Source organism: Streptomyces sp. NBC_00377 (assembly GCF_036075115.1).
Taxonomy (GTDB): Bacteria; Actinomycetota; Actinomycetes; order Streptomycetales; family Streptomycetaceae; genus Streptomyces.
Window position 1 is genome coordinate 1,678,999 of sequence record NZ_CP107958.1, and the last position, 16,415, is coordinate 1,695,413.

15 protein-coding genes and 1 tRNA gene are annotated in these 16,415 nt (G+C 71.3%); 2 read left to right on the forward strand and 14 right to left on the reverse strand.

The features are described 5' to 3' along the window. The first annotated feature begins 28 nt into the window (after positions 1 to 28). Positions 29 to 730 carry a GntR family transcriptional regulator gene (locus OHS71_RS07405; protein WP_328478031.1) on the forward strand — a complete coding sequence of 234 codons (702 nt, stop codon included), beginning with the start codon at positions 29 to 31 and terminating at the stop codon, positions 728 to 730. A gap of 264 nt (positions 731 to 994) precedes the next feature. Further along, a complete protein-coding gene (locus OHS71_RS07410; protein WP_328484432.1) occupies positions 995 to 2,281 on the forward strand; it encodes a flavin-containing monooxygenase in 1,287 nt (428 codons plus the stop codon). A 168-nt stretch (positions 2,282 to 2,449) separates the two neighbouring features. Here OHS71_RS07410 and OHS71_RS07415 read toward each other — a convergent pair whose 3' ends face one another. The 14 genes from OHS71_RS07415 to OHS71_RS07480 form a co-directional block, all read right to left on the reverse strand. Next, positions 2,450 to 3,790, reverse strand: a complete 1,341-nt coding sequence (locus OHS71_RS07415; RefSeq protein ID WP_328478033.1) for a cytochrome P450 — start codon at positions 3,788 to 3,790, stop codon at positions 2,450 to 2,452. An 8-nt stretch (positions 3,791 to 3,798) separates the two neighbouring features. Further along, positions 3,799 to 4,392, reverse strand: a complete 594-nt coding sequence (locus OHS71_RS07420; protein ID WP_328478035.1) for a GTP-binding protein — start codon at positions 4,390 to 4,392, stop codon at positions 3,799 to 3,801. Continuing rightward, positions 4,367 to 4,744, reverse strand: coding sequence for a DUF742 domain-containing protein (locus OHS71_RS07425; RefSeq protein ID WP_328478039.1), 378 nt, complete (start codon positions 4,742 to 4,744; stop codon positions 4,367 to 4,369). The genes OHS71_RS07420 and OHS71_RS07425 overlap by 26 nt, the downstream gene beginning before the upstream one ends. Continuing rightward, positions 4,741 to 5,142, reverse strand: coding sequence for a roadblock/LC7 domain-containing protein (locus tag OHS71_RS07430; protein ID WP_328478041.1), 402 nt, complete (start codon positions 5,140 to 5,142; stop codon positions 4,741 to 4,743). The genes OHS71_RS07425 and OHS71_RS07430 overlap by 4 nt, the downstream gene beginning before the upstream one ends. After that, positions 5,139 to 6,314 (reverse strand): ATP-binding protein, encoded by a 1,176-nt coding sequence (locus OHS71_RS07435; protein WP_328484433.1) that lies wholly within the window; start codon positions 6,312 to 6,314, stop codon positions 5,139 to 5,141. Before OHS71_RS07435 ends, OHS71_RS07430 begins: the two co-directional genes overlap by 4 nt. A gap of 419 nt (positions 6,315 to 6,733) precedes the next feature. Then, positions 6,734 to 6,818, reverse strand: a tRNA-Leu gene (locus tag OHS71_RS07440). Positions 6,819 to 7,151: 333 nt separating this feature from the next. Beyond that, complete coding sequence (locus OHS71_RS07445; protein WP_328478043.1) at positions 7,152 to 8,198, reverse strand: sugar phosphate isomerase/epimerase family protein; 1,047 nt, start codon at positions 8,196 to 8,198, stop codon at positions 7,152 to 7,154. A 71-nt stretch (positions 8,199 to 8,269) separates the two neighbouring features. Continuing rightward, the gene (locus OHS71_RS07450; protein ID WP_328478045.1) at positions 8,270 to 9,718 is read right to left on the reverse strand and encodes a nucleotide pyrophosphatase/phosphodiesterase family protein; all 1,449 of its coding nucleotides are present in this window, start codon (positions 9,716 to 9,718) and stop codon (positions 8,270 to 8,272) included. Beyond that, the gene (gene eboE / locus OHS71_RS07455; protein ID WP_328478047.1) at positions 9,715 to 10,884 is read right to left on the reverse strand and encodes a metabolite traffic protein EboE; all 1,170 of its coding nucleotides are present in this window, start codon (positions 10,882 to 10,884) and stop codon (positions 9,715 to 9,717) included. The genes OHS71_RS07450 and eboE overlap by 4 nt, the downstream gene beginning before the upstream one ends. A gap of 3 nt (positions 10,885 to 10,887) precedes the next feature. Next, positions 10,888 to 11,736, reverse strand: a complete 849-nt coding sequence (locus OHS71_RS07460; RefSeq protein WP_328478049.1) for a TatD family hydrolase — start codon at positions 11,734 to 11,736, stop codon at positions 10,888 to 10,890. Next, positions 11,736 to 12,611, reverse strand: a complete 876-nt coding sequence (locus OHS71_RS07465; protein WP_443046874.1) for an EboA domain-containing protein — start codon at positions 12,609 to 12,611, stop codon at positions 11,736 to 11,738. Before OHS71_RS07465 ends, OHS71_RS07460 begins: the two co-directional genes overlap by 1 nt. Then, a complete protein-coding gene (locus OHS71_RS07470; RefSeq protein ID WP_328484434.1) occupies positions 12,608 to 13,747 on the reverse strand; it encodes a sugar phosphate isomerase/epimerase family protein in 1,140 nt (379 codons plus the stop codon). Before OHS71_RS07470 ends, OHS71_RS07465 begins: the two co-directional genes overlap by 4 nt. Positions 13,748 to 13,797: 50 nt before the next feature. Beyond that, entirely contained in the window at positions 13,798 to 14,799 is a 1,002-nt protein-coding gene (locus OHS71_RS07475) for an SCO3242 family prenyltransferase (RefSeq protein WP_328478051.1), read from the reverse strand. A 281-nt stretch (positions 14,800 to 15,080) separates the two neighbouring features. Then, on the reverse strand, positions 15,081 to 16,286 hold the full coding sequence (locus tag OHS71_RS07480) for an inositol-3-phosphate synthase (RefSeq protein WP_328478053.1): 1,206 nt from the start codon (positions 16,284 to 16,286) through the stop codon (positions 15,081 to 15,083). Positions 16,287 to 16,415 lie beyond the last annotated feature (129 nt).

The following is a 16,415-nucleotide window of genomic DNA, read 5'->3' on the forward strand; positions in this document are numbered from 1 at the left end:
GCACAGCCCGCATCCGAGGAGATCCACGATGGCCGCCCTGCCCGAGAGCAGCAGCCAGCAGCCCGCCCCTCCGTCGCTCCCCGTGCTCGGCGGTAGGTCCAGCAGCTATCGCGAGCGGGTCGCCGACGCCCTGCGCGCGGCGCTGATCGCGGGTGAACTGAGGCCCCGTGAGGTGTACTCCGCGCCCGCGCTGGCCGCCCGATTCGGCGTCTCGGCGACGCCGGTGCGCGAGGCGATGCTCGACCTCGCCAAGGAGGGGCTGGTATCCGCCGTACCCAACAAGGGGTTCCGCGTCACCGAGGTATCCGACAGGCAACTCGACGAGTACACACAGGTCCGCGCGCTCATCGAGATCCCCACCGTGGTGGCGCTGGCGACGACCGCGGACCCGGTGTCGCTGGAGGCGCTGCGCCCGGCCGCCCGGGAGATCGTCGCCGCCGCGGTCGCCGGCGACCTCATCGCCTACGTCGAGGCCGACACCCGGTTCCACCTCGGCCTGCTCGCGCTCGCCGGCAACGCGCACCTCGTCGAGGTCGTTCGCGGCCTGCGCGGCCGTGCCCGGCTCTACGGACTGACCGCTCTGTCCGCGTCCGGCCGTCTGCTGTCCTCCGCCGAGGAACACCTGGAGCTCCTGGACGCCCTGCTGGCTCGGGATGAGCGGGCGGTGCGCGAGGTCATGACCCGGCATCTGGGCCATGTGCGGCAGTTGTGGGCGTCCGCCGGGGAGTGACCGCAACGGAGCGCGCGGGGCGAATGGAGTGGCTGCCGGTGGACCTCGACGGAACCACCTGAAGCAGATCGACCGCCACCGCTGTTCCCGCAGCCCGCCCCCGCACCCGCCGTCCCCGTTCGCTTCCTTTCCTTCCTCCTACCCGACCCGTGCACGGAGCACGCTGTGATCCTTGTCGCGGACGTGCCAAGAGTGCCGCGCGCACGGAATGGGCAGTTACTCGCCGGTTCACAAGAGGATGGTGTGTCACCTGTGGGGGAATCGGTGCGGTTGTGCGTGATCGGTGCGGGGCTGTCGGGGCTGGCTACGGCACACGCCCTGAACAGAGCCGGCGTCGACTTCGTCTGCCTGGAACAGGCCGCCGACGTCGGCGGGATCTGGCGTCGGCCGCAGGCGGGCGAGCGCGGCCCCGGCTATCTGTCGCTGCACCTCAACACCTCGAAACAGACCACCGGTTACTCGGACTACCCGATGCCCGCCTCGTACCCGCTCTACCCCCGGCACAGTCAGATCGCGGCCTACCTGCGCTCGTTCGCCGAATGGGCCGGGGTACTGGACCGCATCGAGTTCCAAACGACCGTGGATTCCGTACGGCAGGAGCCCGACGGTGGCTGGACGGTCGTCGGCCGGGACGCCGACGGCACGATCTCGGCCCGCAGGTTCACATACGTGGTCGTCGCTTCGGGGCACAACTCGGAGCCGTCGATGCCCGCTCTGCCCAGGGGCGCCGAAACGTTCACGGGACCGATCCGCCATTCCCTCGACTACCTGGACGGGGACGAGTACGCCGGACAGCGCGTCGTCGTCGTGGGGCTGGGCCCCTCGGCCGTGGACATCGCCGCGGACCTCTCCCGGCACGCCGAGCAGACGGTCCTCTCAGTACGCCGGGGGCTGCACATCGTGCCCAAGCAGCTGTTCGGCATGGCCCTCGACGAGATCGCCGACGCCTCGTGGTGGATCGACATGTCCCTCTCCGAGCAGCGCCGTTTCGTCGAACAGGCGCTGCTCGTCGCCCGAGGCAGGCTCAGTGACTACGGCCTGCCCGAGCCGGACCATCCGATCTTCGCCTCGGCCATCACCATCTCCGACGAGATCCTCAGCCGTATCCGCCATGGCGCGGTGACGCCGAAGCCCGCGATCGACGTCATCGAGGGCGACCGGGTCTCCTTCACCGACGGTACGTCGATGAAGGCCGACGCCCTCGTGTACTGCACCGGGTACCGGATGGCCTTCCCGTTCCTGGAGCCGGGCTGCCCGGTCGGCGTCGAGGGCTCGGTCGAGCTGTACAAACGGGTCGCCGCTCCGGATCGTCCCGGTCTCTTCTTCGCCGGCCTGATCCGCCCCGTCGGTTCGATCACGCGGCTGGTGGAGGCCCAGGCACGGTGGATCACGCGGCTCGTCACCGGCGAGGCGGTGCTGCCGGAGGCGGAGGCCATGCGCAAGGAGATCGCCACCTACCTGGGCGGTGTCGCGGGCCAGTACGGGCAGCGGGAGGGAGCGTCGACCCAGGTCAACGTGGCACCCTACCTCGCCGAGTTGCGCGAGGAGTGAACTCGGGACGCAGAATGCCGGGCTCGTGCCTCGGCCCGAAACAGGGCATACCCGCCCCGAAGGACGGGTATCGATCGGCGTCGAACCCTGGCCGCCCCCTGCCGTGGCCGCCTCCGTCGTGACGCTGAGGTCACGCCATCGGCGGTGAGGCCGTGCACGGGGCGCACATCACTTGGTCAGCCAGGTGAGGAACTTGCTCCACACTCCCGCCTGATCCTGGCGGGCCGCTCCGGCGCTGCCCGGCGCCGAGGCTGCCTGGGTGGTGTTCTGCCGCGGCCGGCCGACCGACTTGACCGGGGTGAACCGCGCGGGGAGCGTGACGAGGCCACGGCTGAAGGCCCCCGGACGCCAGGTCAGGCTTTCCTCGGGAACGCTGAGTTCGACGTCGGGCAACCGGTTGAGGAGGTTCTCGATGGCCGATACGGCAATCTGCCGCGCGGGCTCCTTGGAGGGGCAGGCGTGTGGGCCGGCGCCCCAGGCGAGGTGGGCCCGGTTGCTGCCGGCCTCACGGGCCGCCGACAGCGCGGGGCCGGTGTTGGCGGCGGCGAAGCTCACCAGCATCAGGTCACCGGCGATGAGCTTCTGGTCGGCGAACGCCATGTCGGACACCGGGTAGTGGGCAGCGTAGTTCGTCATGGGCGGGTTCTCCCACAACGTGTCGTCCATGGCCTCGTCGATCAGCCCGCCCTCGTGGGCGTACCGGTCATCGGTGAGCAACCGATGCAGGGTGTTGCCGATCAGGTTGACCAGCGCCTCGGCTCCCGCGCCCAGCAGCAGGGAGACCTGGTGGAGCATCTCCTCGTCGGTCAGGGCGGTGTGATGCTGCAACAGCCAGGAGGTCACGTCGTCGCCCGGCTTGCGCCGCTTGAGGGCGACCAGCTCGCCGACGGCCTGGAAAAGCACCCCGATGGCCCTGTCGGCATTGACTCCGTCGAACATGCCGGAGACGCCGAAGAAGACGCGGTCGCCGATGTCGGCGGTGCAACCGAAGAGTTCGTTGAAGACGAGCAGCGGCAGCTGCTTGGCGTAGGAGCCGATCAGGTCGGCCGAACCGCGTTCGTTGAACTGGGAGATGAGGAAGTCGGAGATGCGCTCGACGCTCTTGCTCAGCCGCAGCTGGTCGATGCGCGCCATGCTTTCCGTGACGGACTGACGCAACCTCAGGTGTTCGGCGCCGTCGGTGAACATGCAGGCCGGCCGGTACGAAAGCAGGGGGAGAGCGGCGCTGTCGGGGCTGATCCGGCCCTCGTTGAGGTCCCGCCAGCGGCGCGCGTCCTTACGGAAGGAGCCCGAGTCCTGGAGGAGTTGGAGGGCCGCGGCGTAGTCGGTGACGAGGGTGGCCTCGACTCCCGGGGTGATCTCGACGGGCGCGGTGGGCCCGTAGTGGCGCAGGTAGGTGTAGTAGGCCTGCGGGTCGGCCGCGAACTCCGGCCCGTACAACGGCACTCTGCCGCCGGCCTGGTGCGCCGGGCACCCGGGCGGGGGCACGGGTGCGGTGGGTTGGTCCATGTCTGCTCCTAGTGTGCACGGTCCTGCAGATGGCGGACGAGGGTGATCAGCGCGTCGGCCGAAGACCGTTCGTCTCGCGCGTCGCAGGTGACGACGGGGGTGTCGTCGAGCAGGTCCAGTGCGTCGCGCAGAGCCATCTCGTCCCGCGGCGGGGCACCGTCGAAGTGGTTGACGGCGATGGCGTAGTCGAGTCCGTACTGCTCGATCAGGTCGATCACGGCGAAGGAGTCCGCGAGCCGCTCGGGGTCGACGAGTACCAGCGCGCCGAGGGCGCCGCGCGCCATGTCCTCCCACATCTGGACGAAACGCTGCTGGCCCGGCGTTCCGAACAGGTACAGCACGACCCGCTCGCTGATGGTCAGACGGCCGAAGTCCATGGCGACCGTGGTGGTGCTCTTGCCCTGGACCCCCTTGAGGTCGTCGACGGACTCGGCGGCCCGGGTCATCGTCTCTTCGGTGGTCAGCGGCTCGATCTCGGAGATCGCCCCGATGAACGTGGTCTTGCCGACCGCGAAGTGACCCACGACGAGGATCTTGACCGCCGTCTGTGTGGCCCCGTCGCGGACGTATGCCTGCTCATCCAAACTTGGCCCTGAGACCATTCAGCACCTCCTCCAGGATGTCCCTGTCGGCGAGCGGGGCCCGCTGCACCGGCGGACGGGTGATGAGGTAGCCGCCTTCGGTGAGGGCGGCGAGGAGGATCTTGACCACGCCCAGGGGCAGTTGGGTGTGCCCGGCGATCTCGGCGACCGAGAGGTAGCCGGCCGAGCACAGATCCAACAGGTTCTGTTCCTCGGGGGACAGCCGGGTCGGCCGCTGCTCGTGATCGGCGGCCGCCGTGACCAGGGTGATGAGGGAGAGCTGCCCTTCTTCGGGCAGCCCGCGTCCCTTGGTGATGACGTACGGTCGCACTAACTCCGGCGTCTGCGGCTCCAGTTCGTTGAAGCCGTTCATGACCGCACACCGAGGTTCTCGCGCGGCGGGGTCGTCAGGGCCTTGCCGAGCTGGCCGACGATCTGCTGCATCCGGAAGGTGATGTCCGCCATGTCGACGTCCGGCGAGGCGGAGACGCCGAGGTAGGCGCCCTCGCCCGCGGAGATCAGGAAGACCCATCCCCCGTCGAACTCGACCAGGGTCTGCCGCCACCGCATCTGCGGGTCCTCGCAGAAGAAGGCGAGCGAGCGGCTGAGCGACTGCACCCCGCTCATCGCGGCCGCCACCCGGTCCGCGTCGTCCTTGTCGAAGTCCTGCGTCCGGGCCATCAGCAGGCCGTCGGCGGATATCAGGACGGCGTGCAGAGCCCCAGGTATCTCCAAGGCACTGTCAAGCATCCATGACAGATCGTCGTTCACGAGACCTCATGCCCTTCGCTGCCAGCACCACGGGTGCTGCTCGACTTTTCCGCGGGATTCGCAGGCGGCGTGGCCCGGCCCGACTGGGTGCCCCGCTGGAAGGCGCCCATGATCGCCGCCGTCTCGGCGCCCGTGCGGGCGGAAGTGGGCGAGGACGTGCTGCCGGGCACGATGGCCATGGGCCGCTTGCGACGCCGCTTCGGCAGGCCGTCGGCGGTCGTGGTGGTGCTGGTGGACTGACCGGCTTCGGGACCGCCGCGTCCGCTGGAGGCGACGGCGGGGACGACCGGAGCCGGCTCCTTCTGCTCGGGCGCGTTGGTGAGCAGGTCGTGCGGCAGGAGGAGGACCGCCCGGACTCCTCCGTAGGGTGAGGTGGAGTCCACCGACACCTCGAAGCCGAAGCGCTCGCTGAGCACACCGATCACCGCGAAACCGAACTGCGGCGGATTGCCGAGTGCCGAGACGCCCGAGACCCGCTGGCTCGACAGGAGTTTGTCGGCACGGGCGCGTTCTTCGTCGTTCATCCCGACACCGGCGTCGTCGACGACGATGCAGATGCCCTTGGGCACCGTACGGATATTGATTTCGACGACGGTGTCCGGGCTCGAGTAACTCGTCGCGTTGTCGAGGAGTTCGGCGAGGGCCAGTGCGACCGGTTCCACCGCACGGCTGGTGATGCCGAAGTCGACCTGCGAGAGAATTTCCACCCGCCGGTAATGGCGGACCCTGCCCTGCGCGCTGCGCACCACGTCGTACACGGAGGCGACATCACGTGCCCGCCCCAGCCAGCCGTCGCAGAGCACCGCGATGGACTGGGCACGCCGCCCGAACTGCGAATTGGTGTGGTCGATCTCCAGAAGGTCCTGGAGAATAACCGACTCACCGTATTTGTTCTGCAGCCGGGAGACAATCAACTGCTGTTCCGCGGCAAGGCCCTGGAGGGTCCGCATCGCGGACTTGAGGACCGTTTTCGTAGCCTCTTCGGCGCGTTCTCGAGCTGCCTCGACGGATTGCGCGTACTCGTTTTCCAACGCGGAGTAGTGAGACCTGAGCCCCGCGATCTCCTGCCTCAGAGCACGCGCCGTCCTGCGCTGGCGCACTATGAGGACGACTGCGACGAGTACGGCCACGAGGAGAGCCCAGAGTACCGGGTTCTGTATGTAATGCGTCATAAGACTCTCTTCAGGCGACTGACGGCCAGTTGCTGAATTCCCGTCGACGCGGGTGGACCGGCGGACCGCCCGCACCGGGTGACCGCCCGGACTGTCCCCGTAGCCGGAGATGTCGTCTTGCACCCATCCGCCCGCTCTACAAGCGAGCGTGATCGTATCACCACAAGATGGAGTCATAGACCGCCAACATGGGTACCAAAGTTGAATATTGACGGATCGTCAGTACCGTCGGCGGGCGACAGGCAAAGGGCAGCCCAAGGGGCTGTCGGCCCACCCCGACAGGACAACCGATAAACGGGCTTCCGCGACATTACGGCGGCAATGGATACGGAAACAACAAAACCCGCACCCGGCATGACGCCGGATACGGGCATTCGCTTGCTCACCGAGCGGATTGCGCTCGATACGGAGGGTGAGAGTGTCCGAGGGGGGACTTGAACCCCCACGCCCGATAAAGGGCACTAGCACCTCAAGCTAGCGCGTCTGCCATTCCGCCACCCGGACCAGGTGTAGCCGCAGCGTGAGCTTCCCGCGGCGACGAGGACAACAATACCAAGCTTTCGGAGTGGGCTTCACCTGCATATCCGCTGGCCGCAGGGGTGAGGGACCGCGGCGCGGGCAGTCCGCCCCCGGGCGGCCGGAGGGTCACTTCATCCGTCGGGTCCCCCACGCCGAGCGGGTCGCGCTGAGCACGGTCCACGTTTCGGCGAGGAGACGGCCTGACCCCGGCTGACGACGCACGCGCGTGTGAAGGCCCACCGCGTCGCCGCGTCGCCTTCTGGGGGGGTGGGCCTCCACACGCGCGTGCGCCCGATCAGCGCGACCGGAGCCCGATGCTCAGCACTTCTCGCGCAGCGAGTGCAGGTGCGCGCTCGACTTCCGTGCGAACGCGAACGACTCGACCGGGTTGTCGTGCTCGACCTGCCAGTGGTGGGCCAGACGCTCGCCGCGCAGCCGGGTGACGGCGGAGAGGAACCGCCGGTAGTCGATGTCGCCGTCACCGACGTCGACCATCCGGTACCCGAACTGGTTCGCGGGGTCGCTGACGCCGTCCTTCACATGGAACAGCGGATAGCGGTGCGGCTGCTTCAGTACGTAGTCCAGCGGCTCGAAGGGCGCGGCCGTACCGTCGGCCCGCCTCGAGAAACGGAACTGGCCGGCGTACGCCCAGAAGATGTCCATCTCCAGGAACACCAGGTCGGGGTCGGTCTCGGCGAGCAGTACGTCGTAGAGCCGCACCTTGGGGTTGTCGGTCGCGAAGCCGAACTCGTCGGAGTGGTTGTGCTGGTAGAACTTCATGCCGCGGGCCCTCGCCGCCGCCCCGTACGTGTTGAACTCCTCGGCCGCGCGCTTCCAGGCGTCGACGGTGGAGCCGTAGCGGAAGGGCCCGGAGGCGGTGCCGATGTGCCTGAGGCCGAGGGCCTGGGCGTCGTCGAGGACCTTGGTGAGGTTCTGGGCGAAGGTGTAGGCGTTCGGGTCGTCGGCGTAGTAGCCGACGTGGCTGCCGATCGGCGTCAGACCGTGGTCACGGGCCAGCCGCTTCAGCTGGGTCAGGGTGATGGGGCCCGCGGATCCCTGGGTGTAGCCGGCGAACTCCACCTCGTCGTAGCCGTACTTCTCCAACTCGGCGAAGACGGGGGCGAAGCCCAGCGTGGAGACCTTGTCGCGCAGGCTGTAGAGCTGGATGCCGAGACGGCCGGGGGGCAGGACCGGACGGCCGCGGCCGGTCGCGGAGGCATCGGCGGCGGTGGCGGGCGCCGCACCGGCCGGCGAGGCGGCGGCCCCCAGCAGCGCGGCCGCGGTGGCACCGGCGGCGACGCCGAGCATGCCTCGTCTGGTCAGGCGGTGGGTGAGTTCGGGGTCGATGTCGGAGATGCGGCTCATGTCTGGAACTCCTCGGGATCGCGGGGCGTTGTCGGTGGTGAGTGCTTCACCTGCGGCCGGTCGGCAACCAGTCAGGACAGACCGGCCAGTTGGAGCAGCAGTGCTTTCACGTCGGTGGCCGCGACGCGGTCGCCGAGCGAACGGGGGGTGGAGCAGATGAGGAGCGGACCGTCGTCGTCGCTCGTGGGAAGGCGGCCGTGGCTGCCGCGGACAGGTGACGGATCGAGAGGCACCACGGCCATGCGGTAGCGCAGGCCCATCTTCTTGCGGGCCAGGGCGGTGGCAGCCCTGACCTTCACATAGGGATCGAGCGGGTCCATGAACAGCTCGACCGGGTCGTAGCCGGGTTTGCGGTGGATCTCGACGAGCTGCGCGAAGTCGGGCGCGCGGGCGTCGTCGAGCCAGTAGTAGTACGTGAACCAGGCGTCCGGTTCCGCCACGGCGACGAGTTCGCCGGAGCGCGGATGGTCGAGGTGGTGCGCCTTCTTGCCCTCGTCGTCGAGGAGCAGCTCGATGCCGGGCAGTCCGTTGAGTGCGGACCGGGTGACCTCCAGATCCTCGGGACGGCGTACGTAGACGTGGGCGAGCTGGTGGTCCGCGACCGCGAAGGCACGGGACGCCATCGGGTCGAGGTACTCCATGCCGTCCTGGGTGTGCACCTCGAGCAGGCCCGCCCGGCGCAGGGCACGGTTGATGTCGACGGGCCGGCTCACCCGGGTGATGCCGTACTCGGAGAGGGCGACGACGGTACGGCCCTGCGCCCGGGCGTCGTCCAGGAGCGGGGCCACGGCCGTGTCCAGAGCGGTGGCCGCCCGCAGGGAGCGCGGGTCGTCGGGGCCGAAGCGCTGGAGGTCGTAGTCGAGGTGAGGGAGGTAGCACAGGGCCAGGTCCGGGTGGCGGGTGCGCAGGATGTGGCGGGTCGCGTCGATGATCCATCGGCTGGAGACCAGGTCCGCTCCCGGGCCCCAGAAGTGGAAGAGGGGGAACGTGCCGAGCTGCGCGGTGAGTTCGTCGTGCAGGGCCGGGGGGCGGGTGTAGCAGTCGGGCTCCTTGCGGCCGTCGGAGTAGTAGATCGGACGGGGGGTGACGGTGAAGTCGGTGTCGGCGCCCATGGCGTACCACCAGCAGATGTTGGCGACCGTGTAGCCGGGGTGCGCCCTGCGGGCGGCGTCCCACAGCTTGTCCCCGGCGACGAGACCGTTGTGCTGGCGCCACAGCAGGACGTCGCCGAGCTCGCGGAAGTACCAGCCGTTGCCGACGATGCCGTGTTCCGCGGGGAACGTACCGGTGAGGAAGGTGGACTGGGCGGCGCAGGTGACGGCCGGCAGGACGGTCCCGAGCGGTGCGCGGGAGCCTGCCCGGGCGAGGGCCTTGAGGTGGGGCATGTGGTCGAGCAGACGGGGGGTGAGGCCGACGACGTCGAGGACGAGAAGGGGGACCGGGGCTGTCCGGTCCGGGCCGGGGGTGCCGGCTGCGGGCCGGATCCGGGGCCCGGCGCCGGGGGACGCGGAGCTGCTCATGGGAGCTCCTTGAGGCCGAGGTCGGTCAGGAGGTCACGTGCGAGGGCGAGTTCGGCGGCGATGCCGTCGGCGAGGTGGGCCCGGCCGCGGGGGCGCAGTGCGGGCGGGAGGGCCTGCCAGGTGTAGGTCTCGACCTCCAGGTGGCGGGTGAGCGGATGCGGGCCGCCGACCAGGCGGGTGAGCGTGCCCTTCAGCACGTCGAGCGTGGAGGTGAGGGGTGCGTCGGGTGCCGCGTGCAGCGGGACGTGGAAGTGGGCGCGCCAGGGGCCGGCCTCGGGCAGGACCGTGCCGGTGAGGGCCTCGCCGAGGTCGTCGGTGCCGCGCAGGCCGGCGGCGGTGAGGGTGCGGGTCTGGTGCAGGAAGCGGGGTTCGTCGAACGCGGCGAGGGCGTCGCGGACGGCGGGGAGATGGGGGTGTTCGGCGTGCAGGGCGGCTGACAGCTGCGATTTGACGAGGGGGACGCGGGCTTCGGCGAGCGCGTCCAGGGCCGCGGGCGCGTCTTCGAAGGAGGTGGCGAGATGGCAGGTGTCGACGCAGACACCGATACGGGGATGGCCGACTGCCGCGAGGGGGGCGAGGGCGTCGGCGGTGGTCTCGACGATGCAGCCGGGTTCCGGTTCCAGACCGACGCGGATGGAGCGGCCCGTCAGCTCCGCCAGCGCGTCCAGACGCTCGGCGAGGGTGCGCAGGGCGGACCTGGCCGTCGCGTCGCGGTCGCCGTCCCATGCGGTGCGCCAGCCGAGGGGGAGGGTGGAGATGCTGCCCTCGGTGACGTCGTCGGGGAGGAGTCCGGTGAGGACACGGGCCAGCGCGGTGGTGTGCTCGAGGCGTTCACCGTCGGCCCAGTCGGGCTTGTAGACCCGGTACTTGACCTCCTCGGCGCCGAATCCCTCGTACGGGAACCCGTTGAGGGTGACGACCTCCAGGCCGCGCCGGTCGAGTGCGGTGCGCAGGGTGCGCAGAGCCGCCGGGTCGGTGTCGAGTGCCCGGGCGGCGTCCGCGGCGAGCCACAGGCCTATGCCGAGCCGGTCGCGGCCCAGGCGGCGCCGTACCGGTTCACAGTGGTCCCGCAGTTGCGCGAGGACGCCGTCGAGGGTCTCGGCGGGGTGGACATTGGTGCAGTAGGCGAGATGGACGGTGGTGCCGTCGGGGTGCCGGAAGCGCATCGGTCACTCCCCGCCGCGCAGGATGGAGTTGCCCGCGTGGGTGGCGTCGGGGGCCGTCACGTCGAGGGTGAGCCGGCCGCTGAGTCCGTAGAAGGCCACGGGGTTGCGCCACAGGACGAGGTCGACGTCGTCCTCGGTGAAGCCCTGCTCGAGCATCAGGTCGGCGACCCTGCGGGTCTTGAGCGGGTCGCTTTTGCCCCAGTCCGCCGCGGAGTTGACGAGGATCTTCTCCGGGCCGTACAGACGGAGGATCTCGGTCATGCGGGTCTCGTCCATCTTGGTGTCGGGATAGACGGAGAAGCCCAGCCAGCAGTCGGCGTCCTTCGCCTCTTTCACGGTGGTCTCATTGAGGTGGTCGAGCAGGACCCGGTCGGCGGGCACGGCGGATTCACGGACGACGTCGAGGGTGCGGCGCAGTCCGGCGAGCTTGTCGCGGTGCGGGGTGTGCACGAGGGCGGGCAGGGCGTGATCGGCGGCCAGCTGGAGCTGGGCGGCCAGGGCGTTGTCCTCGGCGGGGGTCATCGAGTCGTAGCCGATCTCGCCGACGGCGACGACGTGGTCCTTGACGAGATACCGCGGCAACTCCTCCAGGACGGCGGCGCAGCGCGGGTCGTTGGCCTCTTTGGGATTGAGGGCGAGCGCGCAGTGATGGGCGATGCCGTACTGCGCGGCCCGGAAGGGTTCCCAGCCGAGCAGCGAGTCGAAGTAGTCGAGGAACGAGGCGGACGAGGTACGGGGCTGCCCCAGCCAGAAGGCCGGCTCGACGACGGCACGGACGCCCGCCGAGTGCATCGCCTGGTAGTCGTCGGTGGTGCGCGAGGTCATGTGGATGTGGGGGTCGAAGATGCGCATCAGGACTCCTTGCCGTGGGGGTGGGCCGGGCGAGGGGAACTGCCCGTGCCAGGGGGGTCCGTGCGGTGAGGGTCTGTGGGGCGGGGATGTGCGGGGTGGAGGTTCGTGGGGTGGAGGTCCGGGTTTCTCGGGGTGGGCCGTTCGGGGCCGGTCGGTCCCGCCGGCCTTCTGGTCGGCGGCGAGGTCGGGGGCGCGGCGGATGGGGCGGATGATTCCGCGCGGGTCAGGGTCAGGACCCGGTGCAGGTCCGGGGGGACGGGGCGGCCCGCGGCGGTGCGTTCGGAGGCGTAGTCGCGGAGCATGCGGGCGAGTTCGGCGTCGCCGCGGGCGCGTTGTCCGAGACCCGCCACCTCCTCGACGGGCACTCCGGCGAACAGGCACTTCAGGACGGCGTGGCGCCAGGCGTGGGCGTCGAGGTGGCGGGCGGCGTAGGGGCCGACGGCGGCGGCCAGGAGCCGCGTGTCGTGGGTGCGCAGCGCGTCCTCCACCAGCGGGAGGGCATCGGGTCCGGGCACGAGGTGGGACAGGGCGTGCAGGACCGCGCGACGCTCGTCGGCGGTGCCCTGGGCGTAGACGCGGGCCAGGGAGTCCGGGTCGGCGCGGGCGGCGCGCAGGATGAGCACCCGGGCGGCGTCGGCGTACCGGGCGCCGCAGCGGCGCCCGGCCTCGGCGAGACGCAACTCCCAGACCGAGATGGGGCCATGGGTGCCCGGGTGGGCGGCGGCCTCGGCGAGCGCCTGCCCGAACCAGTCACGGGCGGCGGGGTCGAGGTGGACGTCGAGGTGCCTGTGCAGGGCGTCGAGGGGCGTGAGGGCCGGGGTGGTGCCCTCGTGTCCCGCATCCGGGGCCGCCGGGGCGACGTGGGGAGGGGTCATGAGGTGCTGCTCCCTTCTGGGGTGACGGAGGGCTCGTCGGGTGGTGCGACGGTCGGGTCCGCGGCCGGGGAGGACCGGTGCGGGCGGCGGGCGGCCGAAGGAGGCCGCTGCCGGTCCCCGGCACCTGAGGCCGGGCAGACGGTGGAAGGACCGGCACCGGCACTCGTACCGCCACCACCGCCACCGCCACCACCACCGGCAGTCGGAGCGGTGGCCGGGAGGGAGGAGGTGGGCGACTGCGGGCCGGGACGGCCGAGCGCTTCGGCGGCTGCCGCCGCGCGGCGGAGGAACGGGAGGGAGGCTTCGGCGTGGTGAGGGCCGGCATGGGAATGACGGGGCAGTTCGACCACCGTCAGTCCGCGGTAGCCCGTGTCGGCGAGGGCGGCGAGGACGGGCAGGAAGTCGATCTCGCCGTCTCCCAGGGGAAGGTGTTCGTGAACGTCACGGCGCATGTCCTCGATCTGGACGTGGCACAGCCAGGGCGCCGCGGCGCGTACGCAGTCGGCGGGCGCGAGCGGCTCGAGGCACTGGCAGTGGCCGATGTCCAGGGTGAGCCCGAGGAACGCGGGATCGTCCAGGGTGCGGCGGAGCCGATGGAAGTCGGCGAGGGTCGCGAGCAGGTGACCGGGTTCGGGTTCGACGGCGAGGGGGATGCCGGCGCAGGTCGCGGCGTCCAGGACGGGGGCGATGGCGTCGGCGAGGCGCTGCCATGCGGCGTCCGGATCCGTTCCCGGCGGGAGGGTGCCGCTGAAGCAGTGGACGGCGTGCGCACCGAGATCGCCCGCGATCCGAACGGCCCGGAGGAGCAGGTCGACGCGGCGGGCGCGGTCGTCCGGTTCGGCATCCAGGAGGGAGGGGCCGTGCTTGCGGCGCGGGTCGAGGACATAGCGCGCACCTGTCTCCACGGTGACGTCCAGCCCGAGCGCGTCCAGTCGGCGCGCTGTGCGGCGGGTGCGGGCGGCGACGTCCGGGGCGAGCGGGTCGAGGTGCATGTGGTCGAGCGTCAGTCCGACGCCGTCGTAGCCGAGATCGGCCAGCAGGGCGAGCGCGTCGTCGAGGCGCAGATCGGCGAGGCCGTTGGTGCCGTAGCCGAAGCGGAGTGGTGGCAGGGGCGCGCGCGGGGGCGGGGCTTTCAGCTGCCGGGTGCGCTCCCGGGTATCGCTCCCGTGGCCTCGGTGTCCGAGGTTCAAGTGATGCTCACCCGCCTCGCGAGTCGTCGGGCGACCGGCGCCAGGGCTGCCGTGATCAGCGCGGTGGCGGTGGCTCCGGAGCGGGCCATGAGGGCTGCCTGGAGGGGAATGGTGGCGCGGATGCCGGCGCCGACGGCCCGCTGGGTGAGCGGGGGTGACGGATTGAGGGAGGCGTGCAGATAGGCACGGGCCGTGGCGGCGGCGTAGGCGGTGGCGAGCACGGAGGTGAGGGGCGCGGACGAGTGGTGGGCCGGGCGGTGGCCTGCCCGGCCTCGCGGCTGATGACGGCCGGGTGCCTCTTCACCGGGTGACCGGCGGTTCGACGACCGGCGGTTCGACGACCGGCAGTTCCGCGACAGGTGGTTCTGCGACAGGTGGTGCGGTGGCCCGCCGGGTGGCAGTGGGCGGTGCAACAGCCAGGTCAATGCCCCTGTGGTGGCCAGCGCCGCCAGGGCGGCCGTCGGCGTGCCCTCATGGGTCTCCTGGCGGGACAGGTTCGTGACCGCGCACGTGTGTGTGGCGAGGAGAGCCGCGGAGGCGAGGGCCGGGCGGGTGCGGCCCCCGGTGGCCGCGGCACCGAGGAGAAGGTCCAGGCCCCGGGCGGCCGCCATGGCGAACGGGCCCGCGGGCGTGTGCTTCAGGGCGAGGTCGTAGGACCAGACGGTCACTGCGAGGGGAGCCGCGATCGTCAGGGCGGGGCGGCCTGCCCGTGCGGCGAGGGCGAGGCCGGCCGCGGTGAAGGCGCAGGCCACGGTGAAGGCGGTGGTGGGGCTGACGCGGCCGGAGGGAAGGGGACGGTGGGGGCGCTCGGCAGCGTCCTCCGCCCGGTCCGCCCAGTCGTTGAGCACCATGCCGGCCTCGTACAGGCAGAGGGAGGAGCCGATGGCGAGCAGGGTCCGGTGGCCGGGGGGCGCGCAGAGCGCGCCCGCGCCCGCCAGTGCGTCGCCGGGCACCGTGAACAGCGCGGGCACCCGCAGCAGTTCGGCCCAGGCCCGCACGCGGGCACGGCCGGTCGCCGCGGCATCGCCCGTCGCGGCCGCCTGCCCGTGCGACGTCCCGGAAGCCGAAGCCCCCCGGCTGCCGGTCTGCGCGTCCGCCGTACAGGCTCCCGATGCCGCCCGGCTGTCACTGGCGCACTCGTCCGCCGTCCCCCCGTCCCTCTCCACCCGACCGTCAGCCGTACCGGCGCCCGGAGCTGCCCGACCGTCGGCCCGTCCCTGCGGTCCGGTGGCGGCCGGGATCACCCGTCCGACGGCTCGACGCACCGCTCGGTCCCGGCTCATTCCGCGTCCACGCCGGACCTCGTGGCGTGATCGCGCCGTGCCGCGGGCGTCTGTGCTCGGTCGGGCTCCCCGGCCGCGGCGCGGCCGGCGGTCAGCCGTCGGGCGAACCGTTCCAGTTGCGCGTGCTGTTCCGCCAGGGCCGAGGGCGCCTCGCCCACGGGGTCCTTGAAGAAGAAGGCGAGTTCGGTGAGCGGTCCGGACAAACCGGCTTCGTGGGCCCGGGCGGCGAGGCGGGCCAGATCGAGGACGAGGGGGGCCGCCAGCGCGGAGTCGCAGCCCTGCCAGATGGTCTGGAGGATCATGCGGGTGCCCAGGAATCCGTCGAAGGCGACGTGGTCCCAGGCGGTCTTCCAGTCCCCCAGTGCCGGGACGTCGTCGATGTGGACCCGGCCCTCCGGGGTGGTGCCGAGGGTGTCGGCGAGGACGCGTTCCTTGCCGGCGTTCTTCGCCTCGGCGGCCGCCGGGTCGGCCAGGGCGGCTCCGTCACCGCCGCCGAGGAGGTTGGTGCCGGACCAGGCCCGGACAGCGAGCGCCCGCTGGGTGAACATGGGTCCCAGGGCGGAACGCAGCAGAGTCTGGCCGGTCTTCCCGTCGCGGCCGGCGTACGGCAGACCGCTCGACTCCGCCGGGCCCGCAAGGGCCGGGTGGTGCAGTCCCGTGGAGGGCGTGAAGTTCACGTACGCGCAGCCGGCGCGGAGAGCGGCGGCCGCGTACAGCGAGCTCGGCGGCAGCGTGGGGCCGGTCGCCGCCGGTTCCGTGGAGGCCACGTTCACCACCACGGCGCGTGCCAGACCGCACCGGCGCACGAAGTCACGCAGGTCCGCGGCGAACGCCCCGATCAGTTGCTCGTCGTCGCGGGTGTCCCCGGGCGCAGGGCCTCCCGGTCTGATCTCCCGGTCGGCGGCGTCGAGTTCGGCCGCGACGGCCGCGGGAAGGCCCACCGGGAGGACTCCCCCGGCCGCGAGCTGCTCGGCACGTTTGGGCAGAGGACAGTCGCTGGTGTCGTGTCCGCCGAAGACGAGGGAGGACAGGTCGGGCAAGCCGCTTCCGGCGAAGACGGGCGCCTCGGTGACCAGGCCCGTCGGAGGGTGCAGGCCGGCCGTCAGGGCGGCGCACCCCGCGACCACCGTGGTGGCCACGGAACCGCGGGCTCCGACCAGCCAGACGCCGACACGCGGGGGACGGGAAAGGGACGCGGACATGGGCAGCCTCCTTGTCGTGCGTGAACCCCGGAGAACGAGAGGGGAGGAACGAGAGGGGAGGAAGGGAGAAGGCGGACGGGTGGGAGAGGGCCGGAGGCGGCGCCGCGAAGCGCCGGTGGGTGGAGACGG

What these genes read in the sequence shown, in the direction of transcription:
- OHS71_RS07405 (WP_328478031.1), top strand. Translation starts at nt 29, where the DNA reads ATGGCCGCCCTGCCCGAGAGCAGCAGCCAGCAGCCCGCCCCTCCGTCG.
- OHS71_RS07415 (WP_328478033.1), bottom strand. Translation starts at nt 3,790, where the DNA reads ATGGACCAACCCACCGCACCCGTGCCCCCGCCCGGGTGCCCGGCGCAC.
- OHS71_RS07420 (WP_328478035.1), bottom strand. Translation starts at nt 4,392, where the DNA reads ATGGTCTCAGGGCCAAGTTTGGATGAGCAGGCATACGTCCGCGACGGG.
- OHS71_RS07425 (WP_328478039.1), bottom strand. Translation starts at nt 4,744, where the DNA reads ATGAACGGCTTCAACGAACTGGAGCCGCAGACGCCGGAGTTAGTGCGA.
- OHS71_RS07435 (WP_328484433.1), bottom strand. Translation starts at nt 6,314, where the DNA reads ATGACGCATTACATACAGAACCCGGTACTCTGGGCTCTCCTCGTGGCC.
- OHS71_RS07445 (WP_328478043.1), bottom strand. Translation starts at nt 8,198, where the DNA reads ATGAGCCGCATCTCCGACATCGACCCCGAACTCACCCACCGCCTGACC.
- OHS71_RS07450 (WP_328478045.1), bottom strand. Translation starts at nt 9,718, where the DNA reads ATGAGCAGCTCCGCGTCCCCCGGCGCCGGGCCCCGGATCCGGCCCGCA.
- eboE (WP_328478047.1), bottom strand. Translation starts at nt 10,884, where the DNA reads ATGCGCTTCCGGCACCCCGACGGCACCACCGTCCATCTCGCCTACTGC.
- OHS71_RS07460 (WP_328478049.1), bottom strand. Translation starts at nt 11,736, where the DNA reads ATGCGCATCTTCGACCCCCACATCCACATGACCTCGCGCACCACCGAC.
- OHS71_RS07465 (WP_443046874.1), bottom strand. Translation starts at nt 12,611, where the DNA reads ATGACCCCTCCCCACGTCGCCCCGGCGGCCCCGGATGCGGGACACGAG.
- OHS71_RS07480 (WP_328478053.1), bottom strand. Translation starts at nt 16,286, where the DNA reads ATGTCCGCGTCCCTTTCCCGTCCCCCGCGTGTCGGCGTCTGGCTGGTC.